Genomic DNA, 24,224 nt, shown 5'->3' with positions numbered 1-24,224 from the left:
CGCTAGCGGCTGCGCTTGGCGTGCCGCTCCCAGGTCTCCTGTTTCGCTTCGTCGGATTTTCGCAGCGAAACATAGCAAGCGCCGCTGCCGCCATGGTGCGGCAGCGCGACACAAAATGCCTGCACTTCCTCGAACTCCGTCAACCAACGCGCCAGATAGCTGCGCACCACATTAGGGTGTGACTTCAGCTCACGCCCTTTACCGTGCACGATAATCAGATTGCGCAGCCCGTCACGACTGGCCTGCCGGATAAAAGAATACAGCATCTGGCGGCAGCGTTCGGCGGGCTGACGTAAGAGGGTTAAGCTGGCCTGACGGGAATATTTACCGGAACGCAGCTTATCAATAACGCCCTGCTGAACCCCTTCGCGCTGGAACATCAGCGGCTCTTCGAGCGGCAGCAATTCCAGAAAACCCAGGGTCAGAAAGTTGTCGAGCTGTTCAGTATCAATGTCCTGGCGAGCCCGTGAATTACGGCTTTGCTGCCAGTGGATATCCGTGCAGCGTTTCAGGGGCTGAACATCTTCCATGGCGTCAAGAAAAAGGGATTTATCGTCAGGGTTCATGGAAATCCTCCGGCTACATCTGGGCTTGTACTATACCTGCACCAGACAGGCGCCTCAATCACCCCCCCGCAGAATGCGGGGTGAGATACATATTATCCTGATGAATATATATAGCCATTATTAAAAACATTTAAATCAGACTTAACTAAAACTTCAGTAAAGTTAAAATAAGTGATTTGCGTTAAATTTTTAGAAAATCAATCACTCGCCTGCCTTTCATTTTTCGGGAAAGATGTTATACCTAAATATACCTGCCTCATGGATATAATACTCAGGACTGGCGAAAGGATGCACTGCTGTGTGTACTATAGGGTCTGTCTGATGTCGGGCAGATCCTGTTTTTTTATAATATGTATTTCACGCAACGACTATTTTTCTCGCTTCCCTTCTGAATTGCGTAATTAATGATTCGGCAAGGGGCGTCTGACGTGAATCACGGCGCTGAATTAAATAATAGGTTGCTTTAGGAAGCGACTCAACGACCGGCAGCATGACCAGACGGTGCGCCAGCAGCGGGTCACAGCCTAGCTCCTGCGGCAATATGCTTAAAAAATCACTTTGCGCGACAAGACTAATGCAGGAAGAAAAGGTTTCGCAGACGACACCAATTCGCGGTATTTGCGAGCGGTGACTAAATACCTCTTCTAATTGCTTATAATAGCTTCCCCGCGGCGTCGGCATTGTCCAGTTATAATGCAAAAGTTCATTAATAGAGGTTTCCCCCGTCGCCGGATGCCCCTCCCGACAAAATACTGCAAACGGTTTTTCAAAGAGCTTTTCAAAGGTAAATTCATGGTCGTAAGGCCCCTGATAATAGGTATTGATGGTGAAATCCAGCTCACCCTGGCGTAATTCATTGATCATCGACACCAGTTGCCCTTCCATAATTCGCACCTTGACCTGCGGATGTTGCGCATGAAAACGGGTGATGACGGCGGGCATGAGGCTTCGTGAAACGCTGGCCCCCATTCCGATGTTGATCTGCCCGGCCAGTTCGCCCTGCCGCTGACGGATATCATCCTGTGCCGCACGCAGCTCTTCCAGAATCAACCTGGCGCGCTGGTAAAAGCCCTCACCGCATTCGGTCAACGCGACGCCCTTACTCCTGCGCACGAATAGCTGCGCCGCTATGCCCTCCTCCAGCTCTTTGATGGATTTGGTCAGCGCCGGTTGCGAAAGATTCAGCGTCCTGCTGGCACCGCGAATGCTGCCCTGACGCGCGACTTCAACAAACGCCCGGATTTGATGAAATTTAATCTGGAATGTCATAGCCCGATCGATAACCGTTGTTTATCAGAGTAAAGAAACTGTCATCTACTTTAATGGAAAGGGATGTGCGAGGGTAATTCCTGAACGGTTAAAACTGTGAAAAATCGGTTAGTGATAAGTAAAAACTATCACAGCGTGAAGCAGTTCACATATTTTAATGATGACAGGAACAGATATGAACACACTGGCGCAGTACATCCAGGCATTATCCCCGCAGCTGAGCGCATGGCGTCGTGATTTTCACCATTTCGCGGAATCCGGCTGGGTAGAGTTTCGTACCGCCGCGAAAGTCGCGGAAATCCTGGACTCGCTGGGTTACGAACTGGCGATGGGTCGTGACGTGGTGGATGCCGAAAGCCGGATGGGGTTGCCCGATGCCGCTACCCTGGCGCATGAGTTTGACCGCGCACGGGCGCAAGGCGCGACTGAGAAATGGCTGGCGCCGTTTGAAGGCGGGTTTACCGGCATTGTGGCGACCCTCAATACCGGGCGTCCTGGTCCAACCCTGGCGTTTCGCGTCGACATGGATGCCCTTGATTTAAGCGAAGCGCTGGATGAAAGCCATCGCCCGTTCCGCGACGGGTTTGCCTCCTGCAACGCGGGGATGATGCACGCCTGCGCGCACGACGGCCATACCACTATTGGTCTGGGGCTGGCGCAGGTGCTTAAGCAGAATGAAGCGCAGCTCAGCGGCACCCTCAAGCTGATCTTCCAGCCTGCCGAAGAAGGCACCCGCGGCGCGCGCGCCATGGTTGCCGCCGGGGCGCTGGACGACGTGGACTATTTCACGGCCATCCATATTGGTACCGGCGTCCCTGCCGGAACGGTGATTTGCGGCAGCGATAACTTTATGGCCACCACCAAGTTCGACGTGAACTTTACCGGCGTGGCCGCACACGCGGGCGGTAAACCGGAGGACGGACGTAACGCTCTGCTCGCCGCCGCGCAGGCCGCCCTCGCCCTGCACAGCATTGCCCCGCACAGCGAAGGCGCCTCCCGGGTGAACGTCGGCGTGATGCAGGCGGGCAGCGGACGCAACGTGGTGCCCGCCAATGCCCTGATCAAGGTTGAAACGCGCGGCGAAACCGAAGCCATTAATCAGTATGTCTTTGAACGCGCGCAGGCGGTCATTACCGGCGCAGCGGCGCTCTACGGCGTGCGCGCCGAGATGCGCCTGATGGGTGCCGCGACATCCAGCGCGCCGACACCGGCGTGGGTGGATTATCTGCGCGAACAGGCGAGCCAGGTTTCCGGGGTTGTTCACGCCATCGATAAGGTGAAGGCGCCAGCAGGCTCTGAAGACGCCACGCTAATGATGGCCCGCGTGCAGGAGAACGGCGGCATGGCGTCCTATATGGTGTTTGGCACCAATTTGAGCGCCGGACATCACAACGAAAAATTCGACTTCGATGAGCAGGTCATGGCCATCGCCATTGAAACGCTGGCGCGAACTGCGCTCAATTTCCCGTGGACGCGAGGTGTGTAATGCAGGAGAACTACGCTTTTATTGCCGATGCGATCGACACGCGATGTCGGACGTTAACCGATATTGCCGACGCGATCTGGGATCGCCCTGAAACCCGCTTTGAAGAGTTCTGGTCCGCCGAACGGCTCGCCAGCGAGCTGGAGGCCGAGGGCTTCACGCTGACGCGCGAGGCTGGCGGTATTCCTAATGCCTTTATCGCCAGCTTTGGCAGCGGGAAACCGGTTATCGCCCTGCTGGGCGAATACGACGCGCTGGCCGGGTTAAGCCAGCAGGCGCACTGCGCGACGGCGCAATCCGCCACGCCGGGGGCCAACGGCCACGGCTGCGGGCATAACCTCTTAGGCACCGCGGCGCTGGCGGGCGCGGTGGCGGTGAAAAGCTGGCTGGAGGAGCACGGCGGCAGCGGAACGGTGCGTTTTTATGGCTGTCCCGGCGAGGAAGGCGGTTCCGGGAAAACCTTTATGGTGCGCGAAGGTCTGTTTGATGACGTTGATGCCGCCGTCACCTGGCATCCGGAAGCCTTCGCCGGGATGTTTAACGTCAGCACGCTGGCGAATATTCAGGCCGCCTGGCGTTTTCACGGCGTGGCGGCGCATGCGGCCAACTCACCCCATCTGGGACGCAGCGCACTGGACGCCGTGACGCTGATGACCACCGGCACCAACTTCCTCAACGAACACATCATTGAAAAAGCGCGCGTCCATTATGCCATTACCGATACCGGCGGGATTTCACCCAACGTGGTGCAGGCGCAGGCTGAGGTGCTGTACCTGATCCGCGCCCCGGAGATGGCCGATGCGCAGCAAATCTACGAACGCATCGAGAAAATCGCCCAGGGCGCGGCGATGATGACCGAAACCACCGTCGAGTGTCGCTTTGATAAAGCTTGCTCAAGCTATCTGCCAAACCGCTCGCTCGAGGCGGCGATGTATCGCGCCCTGCAGCACTACGGCACGCCGCTCTGGACGGAGGAAGAACGCGCCTTCGCCCGCGAGATCCGCGCCACGCTGACGCCCAACGATCTGCAGAACAGCCTGAAAAATATTGCCGCAACGGGTGGCGACGCGGGGAAAGCCTTTGCCCGTCGTCATCAGGAGACGCTGCTGGTGGATGAAGTCGCCCCCTATGCCATCACCGACAACGTGCTGGCGGGTTCAACCGACGTGGGCGACGTCAGCTGGAAAATGCCGGTCGCCCAGTGCTTCAGCCCCTGCTTTACCGTCGGCACGCCGCTGCACACCTGGCAACTGGTGGCGCAGGGGCGTACCTCCATTGCCCACAAAGGCATGCTGCTGGCGGGAAAAGTGATGGGTGCGACCGCGCTCAATCTGCTGCAGGACGCAGCGCTGCTGAAAAAATGCCGTGAAGAGTTCGAACAACAATTACAAGAAAAACCGTACGTGTGTCCGATCCCACAGGGCGTGACACCGTCACCTTTAAAATAAAAAAACACAACACAACAACACTCCCGAGGAACGCCCATGAGTATGTCATCCATACCTTCGCCTTCCCCATCCGGTAAGCTCTATGGCTGGGTTGAGAGGATCGGCAATAAAGTGCCGCACCCTTTCCTGCTTTTTATCTATCTGATTTTGATTTTGATGGTCGCCACCGCCGTACTCTCCGCCTTTGACGTGAGCGTGCGCAGTCCGGCTGACGGCAGCCTGGTGGCGGTGAAAAACCTGCTCAGCGTTGACGGGCTGCACTGGTTTTTACCCAACGTGATTAAGAACTTCAGCGGTTTCGCCCCGCTGGGCGCCATTCTGGCGCTGGTGCTGGGTGCCGGGCTGGCGGAACGCGTGGGCTTGCTGCCCGCGTTAATGGTGAAGATGGCTTCCCACGTCAGCGCGTGCTACGCGAGCTATATGGTGCTGTTTATCGCCTTCTTCAGCCATATCTCCTCCGACGCCGCGCTGGTGATCATGCCGCCGATGGGGGCGCTGATTTTCCTCGCCGTCGGGCGTCATCCCGTGGCGGGCCTGCTGTCGGCGATTGCGGGCGTGGGCTGCGGATTTACCGCTAACCTGCTGATCGTCACCACCGACGTGCTGCTCTCGGGCATTAGCACGGAGGCGGCGAAAACCATCGATACGGCAATGCACGTCAGCGTGATCGACAACTGGTACTTTATGGCCAGCTCGGTGATTGTCCTGACGATTGTTGGCGGGCTGATTACCGATAAGATCATCGAGCCGCGGCTGGGTAAATGGGAGGGCCGTAGCGATGAAAAGCTGGAAACCCTGAGCAAAGAGCAGCGCTTCGGCCTGCGCGTAGCTGGCCTGGTCTCGCTGGCCTTTATCGCGCTGGTGGCGCTGATGGTGGTGCCGGAAAACGGCATATTGCGCGATCCGGTTAAACATACCGTCCTGCCGTCGCCGTTTATTCAGGGCATCGTGCCGCTGATTATCCTCTTCTTCTTTGTCGTCTCGCTCGCCTACGGTATCGCCACCGGCAAAATCCGCCGTCAGGGCGATCTGCCGCAGCTGATGATCGAGCCGATGAAGGAGATGGCAGGCTTTATCGTGATGGTATTCCCGCTGGCGCAGTTCGTGGCGATGTTTAACTGGAGCAACATGGGCAAGTTTATGGCCGTGGGCCTGACCGACGCGCTGGAGGCGGCCGGGTTAAGCGGCGTGCCGGCGTTTGTCGGCCTGGCGCTGCTTTCATCGCTGCTGTGCATGTTTATCGCCAGCGGGTCCGCCATCTGGTCGATTCTGGCGCCGATCTTCGTGCCGATGTTTATGATGTTGGGTTTCCACCCGGCTTTTGCGCAGATCCTGTTCCGTATCGCAGACTCCTCGGTCATTCCGCTGGCGCCGGTTTCACCGTTTGTTCCGCTGTTTTTAGGCTTCCTGCAGCGCTATAAACCGGAGGCCAAACTGGGTACCTACTATTCGCTCGTCTTGCCTTATCCGCTTATCTTTTTAGGGGTATGGCTGGTGATGTTGGTGGCGTGGTATCTTGTCGGCCTGCCGATTGGACCGGGAATATACCCGAGGCTGAACTAAAGGAATGAGGATGCTGAGATTACTCGAAGATAAGATTGCGACGCCGCTGGGGCCGCTGTGGATTATCGCTGATGAGGCGTTCAATCTGCGCGCCGTCGAATGGGAAGAGCATAGCGACCGCATGGAAGAACTGCTGAACATTCATTATCGCGCTGAGGGTTTTGAGCGTATCAGCGCCACCAATCCGGGTGGGCTGAGCGACAAGCTTGCGGCGTACTTCGAGGGCGATCTCAGCATCATTGATACTCTGCCAACCGCCACGGCAGGCACGCCTTTTCAGCGCGACGTATGGCAGGCCCTGCGGTCGATTCCGTGCGGGCAGGTCATGCATTATGGTCAGCTAGCAGAGCGGTTAGGCCGTGCGGGCGCGGCGCGCGCAGTGGGAGCAGCAAACGGCTCCAACCCGGTCAGCATCGTGGTGCCCTGCCACCGCGTGATTGGCCGCAACGGCACCATGACGGGCTATGCCGGTGGCGTGCAGCGAAAAGAGTGGTTACTGCGTCACGAAGGGTATCTCTTGCTCTAGATCCCAGGCTTTTTGTGCTTCATTTTCTTCCGGTTAGGGTAAAAATCCATAAGCAATTTGTGGAATTTCAAGAAGATGGCGACACAATGTCGCCACTTGTCCTTATTGAGGGTTTGCCAGGCTTACGTACTTACCAAAAAGATGTTAAAATTGACCAATATCAATTAAGGCTTGAGCAAACCTATGATCCCGGAAAAGCGAATTATACGACGCATTCAGTCTGGCGGTTGTGCTATCCATTGCCAGGATTGCAGCATCAGCCAGCTCTGTATCCCGTTTACCCTGAATGAGCATGAACTCGATCAGCTTGATAATATCATCGAGCGTAAAAAGCCTATTCAGAAAGGGCAGACGCTGTTTAAAGCGGGAGACGAACTGAAATCGCTCTATGCTATCCGTTCTGGCACCATCAAGAGCTACACCATTACCGAACAGGGTGATGAGCAGATCACCGGCTTCCATCTGGCGGGCGACCTGGTGGGCTTTGATGCTATCGGCACGGGTCATCACCCGAGCTTTGCTCAGGCGCTTGAAACCTCAATGGTTTGCGAAATTCCGTTTGAAACGCTGGACGATCTGTCCGGTAAGATGCCTAACCTGCGTCAGCAGATGATGCGTCTGATGAGCGGTGAGATCAAAGGCGATCAGGACATGATCCTGCTGCTTTCCAAAAAGAATGCAGAAGAGCGCCTGGCCGCATTTATCTACAACCTCTCCCGCCGCTTCGCGGAACGTGGTTTCTCCCCGCGTGAATTCCGTCTGACGATGACGCGTGGCGATATCGGTAACTACCTGGGCCTGACCGTTGAGACCATCAGCCGTCTGCTGGGACGTTTCCAGAAAAGCGGCATGCTGGCGGTTAAAGGTAAGTACATCACCATCGAAAATGGTGAAGCGCTGGCGGTTCTCGCCGGGCACGCCCGCAACGTCGCATAACATCCCCGAATGATTTATGCCAGTTTCGTACATTTTCGTGATGACGGGACTGGCATTTTACATTGTCCTTTTCAACCGCTCCCACTCCCCGGTCTGCGCCTGGCACGTTCCCGTTGAGGTTATGATTTGAGAGAAAGTTTATTTTTCGTTTCAGTCGTTATTGCCTCAATCACCTTCATATTCATCTGGATCATGCTTGTCGGCCCTATGAAGGGAGAGGAAAAGACCTATGTGCAGGATTCAACGACCTTTGCGATAGCGGTGATGGTGCTGCTGTTGATTGCGTTTATCGCCGTGACGGTGACCGTTCTGCTTCTTTGATAAATTTGCATGATTTATTGATCTGACAAAACCTCCCCCTGTTTCATTCAAGATATATAGGTTACTCTTTTAATTACAGACTGTGGTGACAGTAGTAAGGAGACCTGTATGGCCAAGTATCAAAACATGCTGGTAGCTATCGATCCGAATCAGGACGATCAGCCAGCATTACGACGTGCTGTGTATTTACATCAACGGATTGGTGGCAAAATCAAAGCGTTTTTGCCGATCTATGACTTCTCGTATGAGATGACCACCCTTCTGTCCCCTGACGAGCGCACCGCGATGCGTCAGGGCGTGATCGGCCAGCGTACCGCGTGGATCCGTGAACAGGCGAAATATTACCTGGAAGCGGGTGTTCCTATTGATATCAAAGTGGTCTGGCATAACCGACCTTTCGAAGCCATTATCCAGGAAGTTGTCGCCGGTGGGCACGACCTGCTGCTGAAAATGGCGCACCAGCATGACAAGCTGGAATCCGTGATCTTCACCCCTACCGACTGGCATCTGCTGCGTAAATGTCCTTGTCCGGTCTGGATGGTAAAAGACCAGCCGTGGCCTGAGGGCGGGAAAGCCGTCGTGGCAGTAAACCTCGCGAGCGAAGAGGATTACCACAATTCGCTGAACGAGAAGCTGGTGAAGGAAACCATCCAGCTTGCCGAACAGGTCAATCACACCGAAGTGCATCTTGTGGGCGCGTATCCGGTCACGCCGATTAACATTGCCATTGAGCTGCCTGAATTTGACCCAAGCGTCTATAACGACGCGATCCGCGGACAGCACCTGCTGGCGATGAAAGCGCTGCGCCAAAAATTCAGCATTGATGAGAAAATGACGCACGTTGAAAAAGGTCTGCCTGAAGAGGTGATCCCGGATTTAGCGGAACATCTGCAGGCGGGGATTGTGGTACTGGGAACCATCGGGCGCACCGGTATTTCAGCCGCGTTCCTCGGCAATACCGCCGAACAGGTGATCGACCATCTGCGCTGCGACCTGCTGGTCATTAAGCCGGATGAGTTCCAGACGCCGGTTGAGTTGGATGACCCGGAAGACGATTAACCCGTAACGCCCGGCGGCGCAAGCTTGCCGGGCCTACAAAACCGTAGGCCGGGTAAGCGTAAGCGTCACCCGGCAATAAAAAAACCGCCGGATTCGGCGGTTTTTTCGTTTCAACGCAACTTACAGCGCTTTCAGAATCGCATCCACGCTGGCTTTAGCGTCGCCAAACAGCATGTGAGTGTTCTCTTTGAAGAACAGCGGGTTCTGAACGCCTGCATAGCCGGTATTCATGGAGCGTTTAAACACAATCACGTTCTGTGCTTTCCACACTTCCAGAACCGGCATACCAGCGATTGGGCTACGCGGATCGTCCTGCGCCGCCGGGTTAACGGTGTCGTTAGCGCCGATGACCAGCACGGTGTCGGTGTCAGCGAAATCATCGTTGATCTCGTCCATTTCCAGCACGATGTCGTAAGGCACTTTCGCCTCCGCCAGCAGCACGTTCATGTGGCCTGGCAGACGACCTGCCACCGGGTGGATACCAAAGCGAACCTTGATACCGCGCGCGCGCAGCTTCTCGGTGATTTCCGCAACCGGATACTGCGCCTGCGCCACCGCCATGCCGTAGCCCGGGGTGATGATCACGGAATGCGAGTTTTTCAGCATATCCGCAGTGTCTTCCGCGCTGATTTCCCGGTGCTCACCCACTTCCTCATCGGAACCGGTCGAAGAGCCGTCAGAACCAAAGCCACCGGCAATCACGCTGATGAACGAACGGTTCATCGCCTTACACATGATGTAAGACAGGATCGCACCCGAAGAACCCACCAGCGCACCGGTGACGATCAGCAGGTCGTTGCTCAGCATAAAGCCTGCCGCCGCTGCCGCCCAACCGGAGTAGGAGTTCAGCATCGAGACAACCACTGGCATATCCGCACCACCGATGGACGCCACCAGGTGCCAGCCGAACGCCAGCGCAATGATGGTCATCACCAGCAACGCCAGCACCTGCAGGCCTACGCTTTCGGTACGCACGAAGACCACCAGCAGCACAAATGAGACCACCAGCGCCGCCAGGTTCAGCTTGTGACGGTTTGGCAGCATCAGCGGCTTAGAGGAAATTTTCCCGCGCAGCTTACCGAACGCCACAATCGAACCGGTGAAGGTCACCGCACCGATAAAGATACCGAGGAACACTTCCGTCAGGTGAATGTTCACCAGGATCGGTTCCAGGCCCGGTTCGTGATACAGATAGCTGTTGAAGCCCACCAGCACCGCCGCCAGACCCACGAAGCTGTGCAGAATCGCAACCAGCTCCGGCATCTCGGTCATTTCAACGCGTTTTGCCAGGCGAATACCAATTGCGCCACCGATGATCATCGCCACCAGGATCCACGCCACGTTGCCGGTGTCCGGCCCGAAGATGGTGGCAATCAGCGCAATTGCCATCCCGGCAATACCAAAGTTATTCCCCTGCTGAGACGTTTCGTGTTTGGAAAGTCCCGCCAGACTGAAAATAAACAGGATTGCAGCAACAATGTATGCAGCTGTCACTAATCCTCCAGACATATGCTACCCCTTAGCCTTTACGAAACATTTTCAGCATGCGCTGAGTCACGGTGAAACCACCGAAAATATTGATACTGGCGATCAGTACCGCGACAAAGCTCAGGAAGCTGATCCAGCCGCCGTGACCAATCTGCAGCAACGCCCCGACCACGATAATCCCGGAGATGGCGTTGGTCACCGACATCAGCGGCGTATGCAGCGCATGGGAGACGTTCCACACCACGTAATAGCCTACGACGCAGGAGAGCGCGAAGACGGTGAAGTGACCAAGGAACTCTTTTGGTGCGACGTCAGCCAGCCAGCCGAAGAGAATAATCACCAGCGCCATGATCGCGTATTTGCGCCACGGGGAAGCCGGTTTAGCGGGTTCTTTTGGCTCTGGCGCGGCTTTTGGTGCCGCCTGAGGCTGCGCGGAAACCTGAATAGGCGGTGCGGGCCAGGTGATTTCACCTTCACGGACCACGGTGACGCCACGGACAACCACGTCGTCAAAATCAACGGTGATGTTGCCATCTTTCTCTTTGCAGAGCAGCTTCAGCAGGTTGACGAGGTTAGTGCCGTACAGCTGTGAAGACTGGGTTGGCAGACGACCCGGCAGATCGGTATAACCAATGACCTTCACACCGTTAGCGGTCGTGGTCACCTGATTCGGCACGGTATATTCGCAGTTACCGCCGTTCTGCGCGGCCAGATCGACAATCACGCTGCCCGGCTGCATGGAATCGACCATCTCGCGGGTGATCAGCTTAGGTGCCGGTTTGCCCGGAATCAGTGCCGTGGTGACGATGATGTCGACCTCTTTCGCCTGCGCGGCGAAGAGTTCCATTTCGGCTTTGATAAAGGCTTCGGACATTACCTTCGCGTAACCATCACCGCTGCCAGCTTCTTCCTTGAAGTCCAGCTCAAGGAACTCGGCGCCCATACTCTGGACCTGCTCCTTCACTTCCGGACGGGTATCAAAAGCACGGACGATAGCGCCCAGGCTATTTGCCGCTCCAATCGCAGCAAGACCGGCCACGCCCGCACCAATCACCATCACTTTCGCTGGCGGTACTTTACCCGCCGCGGTGATCTGACCGGTAAAGAAACGACCAAACTCGTGAGCCGCTTCAACGATAGCGCGGTAGCCCGCGATGTTCGCCATGGAGCTCAGCGCATCCAGAGACTGGGCGCGCGAAATGCGCGGCACCGAGTCCATCGCCATCACGGTGACGCCACGGGCTGCCAGCTTCTCCATCAGCTCTGGATTTTGTGCAGGCCAGACGAAGCTCACCAGCGTCGTGCCCGCGTTCAGCAGCGCAATCTCGTTCTCTTCCGGTGCGTTGACCTTCAGAATGATCGGCGATTGCCAGACCTCTGCCCCTTCGACCACTTCCGCACCGGCCTGGATAAAGGCCTCGTCATCGAAACTGGCCAGTTTGCCCGCGCCGCTTTCAACCGCGACGGTAAAACCCAGTTTGAGCAGTTGCTCCACCGTTTTCGGTGTTGCCGCTACACGGGTTTCATTGGCTAACCGTTCTTTTGGTACCCCAATACGCATAGTTTTCCCTTCCATCGGTTTTTGATGATGGTTTGTCGATAATTGCCCGCGGTCGGTCGCAGATTTCGCCATCCACATAACGACGAAAAATGATCCACCCCGGAAAATAAAACAGTAACAAACTTTCTATAACCTACTGAAAATAACGCCCGTTATCTACCGTCCAAAAACACTATTTCTTACTTTATCTGTGAAAAATAAGCGATCGGCATCGCTGACAGAGATATTTACCTTAAATTCATCGCTGTGACCGATAAATAGCGCAAGCGAAGCGGCAAAAACATGATATAGCGCCATAACAGAACAACTTATTAACATTAAATTAACTTGTAAAAGTCATAAGCTTTATCAGTTTTACTTGTCAAACGTCTGTTTTTTCAACATATCACTAAATGTTATCGAATCGAGTCACGCGCTGAGCACAGGCTGTGAAAAATGGCGCAGACAGCGACGGGATTTAAATGCCATAATCGGGACCGTCTCAAATTAACAACAATACCAGTACATGGTTTGCGCAAGGCGAAGGATTATTTTTATGAAGCTTAAGAACACACTCCTGGCGTCCGCACTTCTTTCCGCGACCGCCCTGTCTGCGAATGCCGCGACAGAGTTAACGCCGGAGCAAGCGGCAGCGTTAAAACCTTTTGACCAGACGGTCATTGTGGGTCGCTACAACTCCATTGGCGACGGCGTTGCCGCCGCGTCAAAAGCCGCTGATAAAAAAGGCGCGGCTTCGTTTTATGTGCTCGATCAGTCCGATCAGGGCAACAGCGGCAACCAGCGCGTCACCATTGCGCTGTACAAAGAAAATGCGCCGAAAGCGGATGAACAGAAAAACCGCGTGATTAACGGCATCGTTGAGCTGCCAAAAGATCAGGCGATTGCGCTTGAGCCGTATGACACCGTTACCGTTCAGGGCTTCTACCGCAGCCAGCCTGAAGTGAACGATGCCATCACCAAAGCCGCGAAACAGAAAGGGGCTTACTCTTTCTATATCGTGCGTCAGGTGGATGCTAACCAGGGCGGCAACCAGCGTATTACCGCGTTCATCTATAAAGAAGATGCGAAAAAACGCGTTCTGCAAAGCCCGGACGCTATCCCTGCTGATTCCGATGCGGGACGTGCGGCGTTAGCAAAAGGCGGTGAAGAAGCGAAGAAAGTTGAGATCCCGGGCGTCGCGACCTCTGCAGCGCCAAGCGCTGAAGTGGGCCGTTTCTTTGAAACGCAAACCACCAAAGGTGGACGCTATTCCGTCACCCTGCCGGATGGAACCAAAATTGAAGAGCTGAACAACGCCACTGCCGCGCAGATGGTACCGTTCGACAGCATCAAGTTTACCGGCAACTACGGCAACGGAACGGAAGTCTCTTATCAGGTCGCGAAACGCGCGGCGAAGAAAGGTGCGAAGTACTACCACATCACCCGCCAGTGGCAGGAACGTGGTAACAACATGACCATCAGCGCCGATCTGTATAAGTAACAAAACGGTTGATCCGAGGCGGCGTAATGCCGCCTTTTTTGTTACTTTTTTTCTAATTTCGGCCACACATCATTGCATGCTTTCCTGACACTCCGTAAAATCCCGCGCCTTAGTGTGATCCACCATTTTTATGCGCCCGTGCGAAATAATTATTCTGGATTTGGACCTTTCATAACAGGAAGCCAATGGAAAAGAAACTTGGCCTGAGTGCATTAACTGCACTCGTTTTAAGCTCAATGCTGGGTGCGGGTGTATTCAGTTTGCCGCAGAACATGGCGGCAGTCGCAAGCCCTGCAGCGTTAATTATTGGCTGGGCGATCACCGGCGTCGGGATCCTGCTGCTGGCATTTGCCATGCTGCTGCTCACCCGCATTCGCCCCGATCTGGATGGCGGCATTTTCACCTATGCCCGCGAAGGCTTCGGGGAGCTGATTGGCTTCTGCTCCGCATGGGGCTACTGGCTTTGTGCGGTGATCGCTAACGTCTCCTACCTGGTGATTGTCTTCTCGGCGCTCAGTTTCTTTACCGATACCCCTGAGCTCCGCCTGTTTGGCGACGGCAATACCTGGCAATCCATTGTCGGGGCATCAGTACTGCTGTGGGTGGTGCACTGGCTGGTATTACGCGGTGTCCAGACGGCGGCGAGCATCAACCTGGTCGCGACGCTGGCTAAACTGGTCCCGCTTGGCCTGTTTGTCGTGCTGGCATTTATTGCGTTTCGTCTTGACGTCTTTAAGCTCGACTTCACCGGTATCGCGCTGGGTGTGCCCGTCTGGGAGCAGGTCAAAAATACCATGCTGATCACCCTGTGGGTGTTCATCGGCGTTGAGGGTGCCGTCGTGGTTTCGGCCCGGGCGCGTAATAAGCGCGATGTCGGCCGCGCCACGCTGTTGGCCGTGCTGGCGGCGCTGGGGGTCTATCTGCTGGTGACGCTGCTGTCGCTGGGCGTGGTGGCGCGCCCTGAACTGGCAGAAATGCGTAATCCATCAATGGCTGGGCTGATGGTGAAAATGCTCGGCCCGTGGGGAGATGTGGTGATTGCTGCGGGGCTTATCGTTTCCGTCTGCGGCGCTTACCTGAGCTGGACCATTATGGCGGCAGAAGTACCGTTCCTGGCCGCCACGCACAAGGCGTTTCCTCGCCTGTTTGCTCGCCAGAATAAAAACAATGCGCCGTCGGCCTCACTCTGGCTCACCAACATCAGCGTACAGGTCTGTCTGGTGCTGATCTGGCTCACAGGTTCGGACTATAACACCCTGTTGACCATCGCCTCTGAAATGATTCTGGTACCCTATTTCTTAGTGGGTGCGTATCTGTTAAAAATCGCGACGCGCCCGGCGCATTACATTGTCGGTGTCGGCGCCTGTATTTACGGTCTGTGGTTGTTGTATGCTTCCGGGCCTATGCATCTGCTGCTGTCGGTGGTGTTGTATGCGCCGGGTCTGCTGGTGTTTATCTATGCACGTCGCACGCATCAGCTGGAGAACGCCCTCAAGCGCCGTGAAATGGCCGCGATCGGGTTGTTACTGATTGCTGCCGTACCGGCCACGTGGATGTTAATGGGATAGCATCGCCTTTCCCATTGTTGAACTGAAAAGGAGAATACGATGGGAAATGCACAGCAACGCCCAATATTGATCACCGGTGGAGGCCGCCGTATCGGCCTCGCCCTTGCCCATCACTTTCTCAACCTTCGCCATCCGGTTATCGTCAGCTACCGCAGTGAATACCCTTCGATTGAGGGATTGCGTAAAGCCGGCGCGATCTGTATTCAGGCCGATTTTTCAACCGATGAAGGGATTCTTGCCTTTGCTGAAAAGGTGAAGGCCACCACCCCCGGGCTGCGCGCCATTATTCATAACGCCAGCGCCTGGCAGGCCGAAACGCCTGCGACGCCGCTGAGCGAAACGCTCTCCTGCATGCTGCAAATCCACGTCAATGCGCCCTATTTGCTGAACCATGCATTGCAAGACCTTCTGCGTGGCCACGGGCATGCCGCGGGTGACATTATTCATTTCACCGATTATGTGGTGGAGCGCGGCAGCGACAAGCACATCGCTTATGCAGCCAGCAAGGCTGCGCTGGATAACATGACGCGCTCGTTTGCCCGCAAGCTGGCCCCCGAGGTCAAAGTGAACGCCATCGCCCCGGCGATGATATTGTTTAACGAACACGATGACGCAGAGTATCGCCAGCAGGCGCTGAATAAATCACTGATGAAAATCGCCCCGGGCGAGAAAGAGGTGATCGACCTTATCGATTATCTGCTCACCAGCTGCTACGTTACGGGCAGGACCTTCTCCGTGGACGGAGGACGCCCGCTTCGCTAGTGAAAGCGGCTCCAGAAGAAGATCAATACCCAGGCGCTGAGGCTCCAGCAGACCACTGCCCCGCCCAGCGCCAGCGGAAGCCGCATAAAACCGGTGAAGTACCACAGCGACAGCAGGTAGAGAAAATACGGGATGATGGACCACATTCCGAACACAATGGTGGCCCGCAGCGCTTCAATGCCACGCTCGGACGCTACAATGTAGTGCGCAATGAGCGCAAAGGTCGGAAAAAGCGGAATCAACCCGGCAATGTAGTAATTCTTCGTTTTCGCCAGCCCCCCAATCAACAGCACCACCAGCGCACCCAGCGCGGCTTTAATCAGCAGCCCCATCATTTTTGCCATAACAATCAAGAAACAATATGAGGCAGAATAACGGAACTGGCGTTAATTTTGAAAGATTAATGGAAGGTTAAGGTTGTGCGGTGTATGTTGGCTTTTTTCGCGATAACAGACGCAGTATGAATAAGATTGTTTATGTAGAAGATGAACCCGAAGTGGGACAATTGATCGCCGCTTATCTGGGTAAACACGATATGGACGTCATCGTTGAGCCTCGCGGCGATCGTGCTGAAGAGGTTGTGCTACGCGAAAACCCGGATCTGGTGCTGCTGGACATCATGCTGCCCGGTAAAGATGGCATGACGCTCTGCCGTGACCTGCGCGCCCGGTGGGAAGGGCCTATCGTGCTGTTGACCTCTCTGGACAGCGACATGAACCATATTCTGTCGCTGGAAATGGGCGCTAACGACTACATTCTCAAAACCACGCCGCCAGCCGTTCTGCTGGCCCGGCTGAGGCTTCATTTGCGTCAGCGCGCCAGCAGCGAACGCGAAACGCCCGCACCGTCTCTGACGCCGCACAAAGCGATGCGCTTCGGTACGCTGTCTATTGATCCCATTAACCGCCAGGTACTGCTCTCTGGGGAGCTTATCGCTCTCTCCACCGCAGACTTTGACCTGCTGTGGGAGCTGGCAACGCATGCGGGGCAAATCATGGATCGCGATGCCCTGCTGAAAAACCTGCGCGGCGTCAGCTATGATGGAATGGACCGCAGCGTAGACGTCGCGATTTCGCGCCTGCGTAAAAAACTGCAGGATAATGCCACCGAGCCATACCGCATTAAAACCGTGCGTAATAAGGGGTATCTGTTCGCCCCGCACGCCTGGGAAACCTGATTCCGTTATCCGATTAGCATAACATGCGCGAAATGAAGGCATTACACAGCGATGCCCTCGCCTTCGCGCTTTTATTTATCCGTTGGCGCAACAATTAACTTGCTAAGCACGCGAACTATCCCATAATTAAATCTTCACCCATCCTTTCTGTAGCCAGTACCGCCCCGTCTATATACAGACACTTTTTCACCGTGAAGTTCTCACGCTAGCTCTCCCATAAAATCTTGAAATGAGGATTTAAGCCCATGAAATATGTATAGCTACAATCAGGTAGAAGCCATCAAAACCAATCTTGAATGGATTGTTAATCAGGCAGCGCTTAGCCATTCCTCCCCCTCACGCGCAGATCAAAAAGCGCTCTTTGACCTCCTTGAACTCATCCAGTCTTACGAAATACTCCTGGATTTAATTAACGAATTTGGGACTGCCGTGATTGATATGCATATTGCGGAAGGCCTGGCCGTAACGGAAACACTCATCGCCAAGGTAAAAAGAAGTGCGCGCGCGATGTAATGCGCTCTGCCCGACAGAGATGATGCTTTCCACACGCTAAAGAGACATGAAATCACCGTGGGTTTTTCATGTATATTCTGCATGTATTGTTTTTTCGGTGAGATCCAATGAAAAAGCTGTTTGTGCAGTTTTAGTGTGTAGAAAATTCGCAATCCTTTGAAATAGATATATTTATTATACTATCAACGAGTTAGCCCAAAACGTTTTACGGACATCTACGGACATACACGGGCTTTTTTGTGCCCCTATCGGTGTCCCTTCATTAAAAATGCCCCTAAATTTGCCCCCAAAATTCTGATTCGACTAGCTGATTTGCGAGCACGTTTCAACGTTTTTAAACCTCCTGCTTTACTGCCCCCAACTCCCAACCGCATAATCACCGTGGATGAGTTGTATGACTTAATCGGCGTGCGCTATTTTTTGATTACTGCGTATTTGCATGGTATGACTTCACTCCCCTTATGACATTTGAGAAGGACTTCTATGAAACAATTATTCTCTCGCCTTCCGGAGGAACTCCTCCACTCTCACCTCGGTAAATTCAGATTTGGATCCTTTGACGACATCCCAAAAGATGATGAACCGTTTGTCTACCCTAAGTTCAGCGACATTCGTTTCATTCTGCCTCCTGTGTTTGCTCAAGAGGGTGGATGCATCATTTTCGCCGATGGGTTAAAAATTCTGGAAAGCATGGGGGATGAGGCATTTAACATCGACCCAATTCGCTGGCACAAAGTTAAAAGCTACATTGCCAACGGTATTGTCGAGTATCCGGAGATGACCTCGCCATTCCGAATTATGGATGGTCGGCACAGAACCCTCGCTCTTACTCAACTTTATCCTAGTATAAAAATTCCAGTTATCGTCCCTCACAGCCTTCACAGTGAAGTTATTGAAACAGGAATTTTCAATAAAGCGATCGTTAAACCAATGCTTTAACTGTAGGTAGATAGGCAGGCAATACATTCGTCCCCATTTAGTGTGCTTATGTGTGCCTATACTTTCAGTCTGACAACTGGAGGTGCCCGATGTGTGGTCGTTTTGCACAATCCCAAACCCGTGAAGAATATCTGACATACCTGGCCGATGAAGCCGATCGCGACATCGCATACGACCCGGAACCTATTGGCCGGTACAACGTGGCGCCAGGTACTAAAGTCCTGCTGCTGAGCGAACGCGACGAGCAATTACACCTCGATCCGGTATTCTGGGGCTATGCGCCCGGGTGGTGGGATAAGCCGCCACTGATTAACGCGCGCGTCGAAACTGCGGCCACGAGTCGAATGTTTAAACCTTTGTGGGAACATGGCCGAGCGATCTGCTTTGCCGATGGGTGGTTTGAATGGAAGAAAGAAGGCGACAAGAAACAGCCCTACTTCATTCACCGGGCAGACGGTCAGCCTATTTTCATGGCTGCAATCGGCAGCACGCCGTTCGAGCGCGGCGATGAATCGGAAGGTTTCCTGATAGTGACGTCTGCAGCTGACAAAGGCCTGGTGGATATTCATGACCGCCGGCCACTGGTTTTGTCAGCAGTAGCAGCAAGGGAATGGATGCGTCAGGACGTTGGCGGGAAAGAAGCTCAAGAGATAGCGACCGACGGCGCTGTGCCAACCGACAAGTTTATCTGGCACGCCGTGACGCGCGCCGTGGGTAATGTGAAGAATCAGGGGCCGGAGCTAATCAAGGCAGCACGATAAAAGGTACAAGAGAGCTGGCACGTCCGAAATGAGCGAAGAGCAGATGTTTGCATTTTCGCTCATACATCGATAAATGAAATATGGCTTACGGATTACATAAAAAGAGCCCGGTGTAATCGAACAATATAATCTGCAGTCGGATTGGATTGCTTATCGCCCATTCGCTCCTGAATTGCCTGAACAGCAATATCCCGACGCGCAGGCAGCCGTGTTTTTTCCGTTGCGGCGATCGCTGACTTCATTTCATCAAATGTGAGGTCAGTACAGTAGCAAGGTGCACCTGGTTGTTGACGCCATGACTCCTCAACTGTACCTGCATCGAAGGCGTCGAACCCCGTATCACTGACAAGACGCATAATCAATTTTTTGTGCTCTACGATATTCCCTGCCACCGGAATTGAAATACGTCCTGCTGTACCCTCTGCTTTACCTTTTGTAGCGAGAGAATCTGAACCTATTGCATTCCAGGCCTTCACCAGTGGACGGTTCAGGAGATGCGCTACCCACGCGCTTTCGACCTGACCATCTGAGAACCCATCGATGATTCCGTCGCGATGTGGGTAATAGTTCGACGTGTCAGCAACGATAACATGACTGGGTAATGTCCTGATCAGAGGCGCGATATCCGCAACCTTTGCCATAGGTATGGACAGGATGACAACTTGTGCATCCTGTATTGCACTGACTGCATCAGCTGCTTCAGCGCCCGTTTCAAGCACGTCGGGGGCTATCGTTTCAGGCCCACGTGAATTAGCGACCTTAACGGAGTGACCGGCAGAGGCGAGACTGCGAGCAAGCGTTTTACCGATATGGCCGGTTCCCAGAACAGCAATCCGGTACTTTTCATGATTAATCATAACATCCCCTTTTTGACTCAAGCCGTTACTGCGCGGTTACGTTTAACGATGGCATCATGAGTGAGTTGTTCGCCTGCAGACATAAACTCCTTGATCAACGCATCTCTGTTTAGTGGAGCGCGAGTTTTATCCGCTGCCTTAAGGGCTGCTTCAAGCTCTCCGGTTTTTAGCTCAGTACAGTAGGCTGGCGTGCCGGGCTGTTGCCGCCATGATTCGCTAAGCGTACCGGCATCAACTGCATCGAAACCGGTCTGACTGACCAGTTCAAGTGCAACAGATTTTGCTGCCGTACTGTCGCCGGCAACCGGAATAGCGATACGTGAGGATGAACCGGCAACCAGCCCTTTATCTTTAAGCGTCTCGGCCAGAACAGCGTTCCAGGCTTTGACAAGAGGGCGTTTGACTATTTCACTGGCGTACACGCTTTCAGGTTTGCCTTCACGGATCTCTTCAATGTCCCCGTCGCGGAAGGGATAGTAGTTAGACGTATCAATGACGATCACGCTCTCCGGAACATCACGCAAGAGTTCAGCCAGTTCAGCATGCTTATCAAAGGGCGTAGAGAGGATGATGACATCCACATCTCGTACGGCTTCCTGACGCTCAACCGCCAGTGCCCCTGCTCTTCGCGCCAACTCTGCAATTGTTTCCGGTCCCCTTGAGTTAGCCAGTTTGACCTCATGGCCCTGCACAGAGAGCTTATGTGCCAGAGTCGCACCAATGTTTCCAGCGCCAATAATGCCTATTTTCATACCAGTACCTTTTGTCTGAGTGGAGGATGATCAGTTATCAGCGGGATGGGCAAAGTTATTGAGGGTATCTCGTAACTCCTCGAGCTTCGCATCCGATAACTGACAGGCTGATTTGATTTTTTCGGTTACGCGCCACAGCTCGCTTTGCAAAGCGAGCCCGTCATCCGTAAGAGTAATGAGGACTCGCCTTTCGTCAGCGCGATCCCGCATGCGAACTATGCGTCCGGCAGCCTCAAGCCGTTTGAGAAGGGGGGTAATGGTGCCGGTATCCATGCCGAGCTTATTCCCGATATCACCCACGGTGCGTGGGGTTCCGTTAAACAGCTCCAGCATGACCAGATACTGGGGAAAGGTTAGCCCCAGCGGGTCCAGCAACGGCTTATGTAACCGGTTCATGCGGCTCGCCGCACCATAGAGGGCAAACGAAAGTTGTGTCCCTATTTCCTGTCGTGACTGCATGCTCATATGCCAATCCATTATCTTGTAGATGATTATATAGCGCACTAGATAAAACCATATAACAAACTTTTAATCAGTTAAAGAGTGATGAATGAGTAATTCGTGCGGTATGACAATGACAACAAAGCAGGCTGAGAAGTCTCCAGACTGACGGGTACTATCGTTCTGGGCTATTCAAACAGGTCCGCTTCTGGCACACAGCGGACCAAGCCATTAGGAAAATTTATCGGACTCTAAGTAAATCTGAATATCTCGTCGTATATCGAGGCGACAGCATTTCTCGCTTCATTTGCCACTGTTGCTGAATACCACCCTGCCCGGCAAAGTAGAGCGTTCCTCTGCCATCTCTCGCATTGAGTTGATCCAGAACCTCCATCAGCTTAACACTACCGGCCCGCGGCGCATTTTCATCGAACAAGTTGAGCTGGGCCACTCCCTGGCTGAAAAAATCCCCGAGCATGATTCCTGCCTTCTGGTACCGGTGACCGTCCTTCCAGATTTTTTCCAGGCACTTTACCGCGGTATTGATGATGTCGCGGGAATCCTGAGTGGGGGTGAGAAGCTTCATTGAGGCACTGTTGCCGTAATACGGCTCGTTAAGTGCGAAGGGGGACGTCTTCACGAATGCAGAGATAAACCGGCAATACTGATGTTCACCCCGCAGTTTTTCAGCACCACGGGCGGCATAGCTGCAGATAGCCTGGCGCATCTGTTCATACTCAGTAACGCGTTCGCCGAATGACCGGCTGCAGACGATTTCCTGCTTTGCCGGCGCAAACTCCTCCAGATCCAGACATGGTTCGCCGCGCAGTTCCCGGACAGTTCGCTCCAGGACGACATTGAAGTGCTTTCGAATAATCCACGTACTCTGCTCTGAGAGGTCGAGAGCCGTTTCGATGCCCATGGCTTTCAGCTTCTTACTGATGCGCCTGCCGACGCCCCAGACGTCCTCCACCGGAACCAGAGCAAGCAGTCGGCGCTGGCGATCGAGATTGGATAGGTCCACTACCCCGCCTGTTTGCCGCTGCCATTTTTTAGCGGCATGGTTTGCGAGCTTCGCCAGTGTCTTTGTCTGGGCAATGCCAACACCGACCGTCAGGTGCGTACGCTTCAGAACTGTAGCGCGGATCTCTTTCCCGAAGTCTGTCAGGTCACGACAATTTCGAACACCAGTCAAGTCACAAAAAGCTTCATCAATACTGTAAATTTCGACGCGCGGGCTCATTTCCTCCAACGTTGTCATCACCCGGTTGGACATGTCAGCATAGAGCTCGTAATTACTGCTGAAGCAAACAACACCAGCGCGCCGGAATAGATCCTTTTGCTTAAAGAAAGGCTCTCCCATGGTAATTCCGGCGGCTTTGGCCTCGGCGCTGCGCGCGATTACGCAGCCGTCATTATTCGAGAGAACAACCACTGGCCGACCTTTCAAATCGGGCCGAAACACCGTCTCGCATGATGCGTAGAAAGAATTTACATCACAGAGCGCAAACATATTCAGCTCGCAGATTTAACGATGAAAGTTACAACACCGAAAACATCAAGCGTGTCCTCACTGCCGACAATAATCGGCGAGTAAGCGCTGTTCATAGGATTGAGTTGCACGGTCGGGCGCAGCTGCAGGCGCTTAACAGTGAACTCTCCTTCCACCGCGGCGATGACAATGTCACCATGCTCAGCATTGCGTGAGCTGTCCACCACCAGCAGATCACCGTCGCTGATCCCGGCTTCGATCATTGAATCACCTGCGGCTTTAACGAAGTATGTTGAGCTCGGGTGAGCAACAAGTAACTCATTGAGATCGATACGCTGTTCAACGTAATCAGCTGCAGGGCTGGGGAAACCACACTGTACTAAGTCACTGAAAAGCGGAAGAGCGATAATTTCTCGCAGTTCTGTTGGCCTGATGAATTCCATTGCACACACCTCGAATACTGTTTTTATATACAGTAGTTTTATTTGTAAGTGTCCGCAAGATACAGGCCCTACCGTCACTGCTTAAAGCTTCGCCGTTTCGTTTCTAAGTTTCTCTCTCATTTCGAATTATGAGTTTTGTAAATTTTATGGCCGCAATTCTATGTGAGCAAAATTAAGCCGACTTTGAAGCGGGAAATTTTTTATAAAGCGTGCATACGGCAACGTCATAAATTATCGCTACCTGCTTCCTGTCCAGACCGTTCGCAATCAATCGGCCCGCCTGGTCCCATTGCTCCGGGGTAAGCTTCGGACGCCTGCCGCCGATTCGCCCTTTCTCACGAGCTGCAGCCAGGCCTGCCCGGGTGCGTTCTACAATCAACTCCCTCTCCATTTCCGCCAGGGCTGACATGATATGAAAGATGAAGCGCCCCATCGGGCTGGAGGTATCGATACTGTCAGTGAGGCTCTTAAAGTGGATACCGCGCTGGCGGAGTTCGTCAACCAGCAGCACAAGATTACGCATGCTGCGTCCAAGGCGATCCAGCTTCCAGACCACCAGCGTATCCCCCTCATTCAATGCCTTGAGAAGCTTTTTAAGTGCTGGCCGGTTTGCCACTGTTCCGCTCATTTTTTCTTCGAAAATCTGCTCACATCCTGCGCGTTCGAGCGCTTGTCGCTGAAGATCTGTATTTTGGTCATTTGTTGACACCCTTACATAGCCAATTTGCATATTTTTCACCCAGTTATTTCTGCAAAAAAATTAGGTGAAGTTATCGGCCAGGCCGCTCAAGAGCAATCTATAAAACGTCGGTTTGGGAA

At 53.8% G+C, this 24,224-nt stretch carries 24 protein-coding genes; 13 read left to right on the top strand and 11 right to left on the bottom strand.

Annotated elements, in window-relative coordinates; translation table 11 throughout:
• Positions 1 to 2: 2 nt before the first annotated feature.
• A complete protein-coding gene (smrA, locus tag ACTJJA_RS05380; RefSeq protein ID WP_089598704.1) occupies positions 3 to 566 on the bottom strand; it encodes a DNA endonuclease SmrA in 564 nt (187 codons plus the stop codon).
• A 357-nt stretch (positions 567 to 923) separates the two neighbouring features.
• Positions 924 to 1,835 (bottom strand): LysR family transcriptional regulator, encoded by a 912-nt coding sequence (locus tag ACTJJA_RS05375; protein ID WP_440666609.1) that lies wholly within the window; start codon positions 1,833 to 1,835, stop codon positions 924 to 926.
• Between the two features lie 175 nt (positions 1,836 to 2,010).
• On the opposite strand from ACTJJA_RS05375, the gene ACTJJA_RS05370 reads away from it, so the two are divergent.
• The 6 genes from ACTJJA_RS05370 (at position 2,011) to uspE (ending at position 9,171) form a co-directional block, all read left to right on the top strand.
• The gene (locus ACTJJA_RS05370) at positions 2,011 to 3,321 is read left to right on the top strand and encodes a M20 family metallo-hydrolase (RefSeq protein ID WP_440666607.1); all 1,311 of its coding nucleotides are present in this window, start codon (positions 2,011 to 2,013) and stop codon (positions 3,319 to 3,321) included.
• Entirely contained in the window at positions 3,321 to 4,766 is a 1,446-nt protein-coding gene (locus ACTJJA_RS05365; protein ID WP_440666605.1) for a M20 family metallopeptidase, read from the top strand. Before ACTJJA_RS05370 ends, ACTJJA_RS05365 begins: the two co-directional genes overlap by 1 nt.
• Before the next feature lie 36 nt (positions 4,767 to 4,802).
• On the top strand, positions 4,803 to 6,329 hold the full coding sequence (gene abgT, locus ACTJJA_RS05360) for a p-aminobenzoyl-glutamate transporter (RefSeq protein WP_440666603.1): 1,527 nt from the start codon (positions 4,803 to 4,805) through the stop codon (positions 6,327 to 6,329).
• Positions 6,330 to 6,339: 10 nt separating this feature from the next.
• Positions 6,340 to 6,855 (top strand): methylated-DNA--[protein]-cysteine S-methyltransferase, encoded by a 516-nt coding sequence (gene ogt, locus ACTJJA_RS05355; protein ID WP_440666601.1) that lies wholly within the window; start codon positions 6,340 to 6,342, stop codon positions 6,853 to 6,855.
• Between the two features lie 183 nt (positions 6,856 to 7,038).
• Complete coding sequence (gene fnr, locus ACTJJA_RS05350; protein WP_006174991.1) at positions 7,039 to 7,791, top strand: fumarate/nitrate reduction transcriptional regulator Fnr; 753 nt, start codon at positions 7,039 to 7,041, stop codon at positions 7,789 to 7,791.
• A 429-nt stretch (positions 7,792 to 8,220) separates the two neighbouring features.
• Positions 8,221 to 9,171 carry a universal stress protein UspE gene (gene uspE, locus ACTJJA_RS05345; protein ID WP_010430440.1) on the top strand — a complete coding sequence of 317 codons (951 nt, stop codon included), beginning with the start codon at positions 8,221 to 8,223 and terminating at the stop codon, positions 9,169 to 9,171.
• 120 nt (positions 9,172 to 9,291) lie between these two features.
• On the opposite strand, the gene pntB is transcribed toward uspE, so the two are convergent.
• Together pntB and pntA are read right to left on the bottom strand one after the other, a co-directional pair.
• On the bottom strand, positions 9,292 to 10,680 hold the full coding sequence (gene pntB / locus ACTJJA_RS05340; RefSeq protein WP_010430438.1) for a Re/Si-specific NAD(P)(+) transhydrogenase subunit beta: 1,389 nt from the start codon (positions 10,678 to 10,680) through the stop codon (positions 9,292 to 9,294).
• Between the two features lie 10 nt (positions 10,681 to 10,690).
• Positions 10,691 to 12,220 (bottom strand): Re/Si-specific NAD(P)(+) transhydrogenase subunit alpha, encoded by a 1,530-nt coding sequence (pntA, locus tag ACTJJA_RS05335; RefSeq protein WP_010430436.1) that lies wholly within the window; start codon positions 12,218 to 12,220, stop codon positions 10,691 to 10,693.
• A gap of 535 nt (positions 12,221 to 12,755) precedes the next feature.
• On the opposite strand from pntA, the gene ydgH reads away from it, so the two are divergent.
• From ydgH to folM, 3 genes are all read left to right on the top strand, one after another.
• The gene (gene ydgH, locus ACTJJA_RS05330) at positions 12,756 to 13,700 is read left to right on the top strand and encodes a DUF1471 family protein YdgH (RefSeq protein WP_010430434.1); all 945 of its coding nucleotides are present in this window, start codon (positions 12,756 to 12,758) and stop codon (positions 13,698 to 13,700) included.
• Positions 13,701 to 13,885: 185 nt separating this feature from the next.
• Positions 13,886 to 15,268, top strand: a complete 1,383-nt coding sequence (locus ACTJJA_RS05325; protein ID WP_089599555.1) for an amino acid permease — start codon at positions 13,886 to 13,888, stop codon at positions 15,266 to 15,268.
• Between the two features lie 39 nt (positions 15,269 to 15,307).
• The gene (gene folM, locus ACTJJA_RS05320; protein ID WP_440666597.1) at positions 15,308 to 16,030 is read left to right on the top strand and encodes a dihydromonapterin reductase; all 723 of its coding nucleotides are present in this window, start codon (positions 15,308 to 15,310) and stop codon (positions 16,028 to 16,030) included.
• Here the strand turns inward: folM and ACTJJA_RS05315 are convergent.
• Positions 16,027 to 16,362 carry a GlpM family protein gene (locus ACTJJA_RS05315; RefSeq protein ID WP_100166886.1) on the bottom strand — a complete coding sequence of 112 codons (336 nt, stop codon included), beginning with the start codon at positions 16,360 to 16,362 and terminating at the stop codon, positions 16,027 to 16,029. The two genes, folM and ACTJJA_RS05315, sit on opposite strands and share 4 nt — an antisense overlap.
• 128 nt (positions 16,363 to 16,490) lie before the next feature.
• Here ACTJJA_RS05315 and rstA point away from each other — a divergent pair, with 128 nt between their 5' ends.
• The 4 genes from rstA (at position 16,491) to ACTJJA_RS05295 (ending at position 19,420) form a co-directional block, all read left to right on the top strand.
• Positions 16,491 to 17,207, top strand: a complete 717-nt coding sequence (gene rstA / locus ACTJJA_RS05310) for a two-component system response regulator RstA (RefSeq protein ID WP_010430424.1) — start codon at positions 16,491 to 16,493, stop codon at positions 17,205 to 17,207.
• 252 nt (positions 17,208 to 17,459) lie between these two features.
• Positions 17,460 to 17,720: a hypothetical protein gene (locus ACTJJA_RS05305; RefSeq protein WP_420986444.1), complete on the top strand. Its 261-nt coding sequence runs from the start codon at positions 17,460 to 17,462 to the stop codon at positions 17,718 to 17,720.
• A 483-nt stretch (positions 17,721 to 18,203) separates the two neighbouring features.
• Positions 18,204 to 18,659, top strand: coding sequence for a hypothetical protein (locus ACTJJA_RS05300; protein ID WP_440666595.1), 456 nt, complete (start codon positions 18,204 to 18,206; stop codon positions 18,657 to 18,659).
• A gap of 89 nt (positions 18,660 to 18,748) precedes the next feature.
• Entirely contained in the window at positions 18,749 to 19,420 is a 672-nt protein-coding gene (locus ACTJJA_RS05295; RefSeq protein ID WP_440666593.1) for an SOS response-associated peptidase, read from the top strand.
• Positions 19,421 to 19,512: 92 nt separating this feature from the next.
• Here ACTJJA_RS05295 and ACTJJA_RS05290 read toward each other — a convergent pair whose 3' ends face one another.
• The 6 genes from ACTJJA_RS05290 to ACTJJA_RS05265 all read right to left on the bottom strand — a co-directional run bounded on the left by ACTJJA_RS05290 (position 19,513) and on the right by ACTJJA_RS05265 (position 24,135).
• Positions 19,513 to 20,277, bottom strand: coding sequence for an NADPH-dependent F420 reductase (locus tag ACTJJA_RS05290; RefSeq protein WP_440666591.1), 765 nt, complete (start codon positions 20,275 to 20,277; stop codon positions 19,513 to 19,515).
• A gap of 17 nt (positions 20,278 to 20,294) precedes the next feature.
• Positions 20,295 to 21,029, bottom strand: coding sequence for an NADPH-dependent F420 reductase (locus ACTJJA_RS05285; protein ID WP_440666589.1), 735 nt, complete (start codon positions 21,027 to 21,029; stop codon positions 20,295 to 20,297).
• A 30-nt stretch (positions 21,030 to 21,059) separates the two neighbouring features.
• Positions 21,060 to 21,425 (bottom strand): MarR family winged helix-turn-helix transcriptional regulator, encoded by a 366-nt coding sequence (locus ACTJJA_RS05280; RefSeq protein WP_440666587.1) that lies wholly within the window; start codon positions 21,423 to 21,425, stop codon positions 21,060 to 21,062.
• 286 nt (positions 21,426 to 21,711) lie between these two features.
• Positions 21,712 to 22,983: a Y-family DNA polymerase gene (locus ACTJJA_RS05275; protein WP_440666585.1), complete on the bottom strand. Its 1,272-nt coding sequence runs from the start codon at positions 22,981 to 22,983 to the stop codon at positions 21,712 to 21,714.
• A 2-nt stretch (positions 22,984 to 22,985) separates the two neighbouring features.
• Positions 22,986 to 23,405, bottom strand: coding sequence for a translesion error-prone DNA polymerase V autoproteolytic subunit (locus ACTJJA_RS05270; protein WP_440666583.1), 420 nt, complete (start codon positions 23,403 to 23,405; stop codon positions 22,986 to 22,988).
• A 172-nt stretch (positions 23,406 to 23,577) separates the two neighbouring features.
• The gene (locus ACTJJA_RS05265; RefSeq protein ID WP_440667696.1) at positions 23,578 to 24,135 is read right to left on the bottom strand and encodes a recombinase family protein; all 558 of its coding nucleotides are present in this window, start codon (positions 24,133 to 24,135) and stop codon (positions 23,578 to 23,580) included.
• Positions 24,136 to 24,224: the final 89 nt, after the last annotated feature.

The sequence above is a fragment of the Enterobacter sp. 22452 genome (assembly GCF_052045065.1).
In the GTDB taxonomy this organism is placed as follows: domain Bacteria; phylum Pseudomonadota; class Gammaproteobacteria; order Enterobacterales; family Enterobacteriaceae; genus Enterobacter; species Enterobacter mori.
Note: the sequence above shows the minus strand (reverse complement) of the source record. Positions and strands in the feature narration are given on the sequence as shown.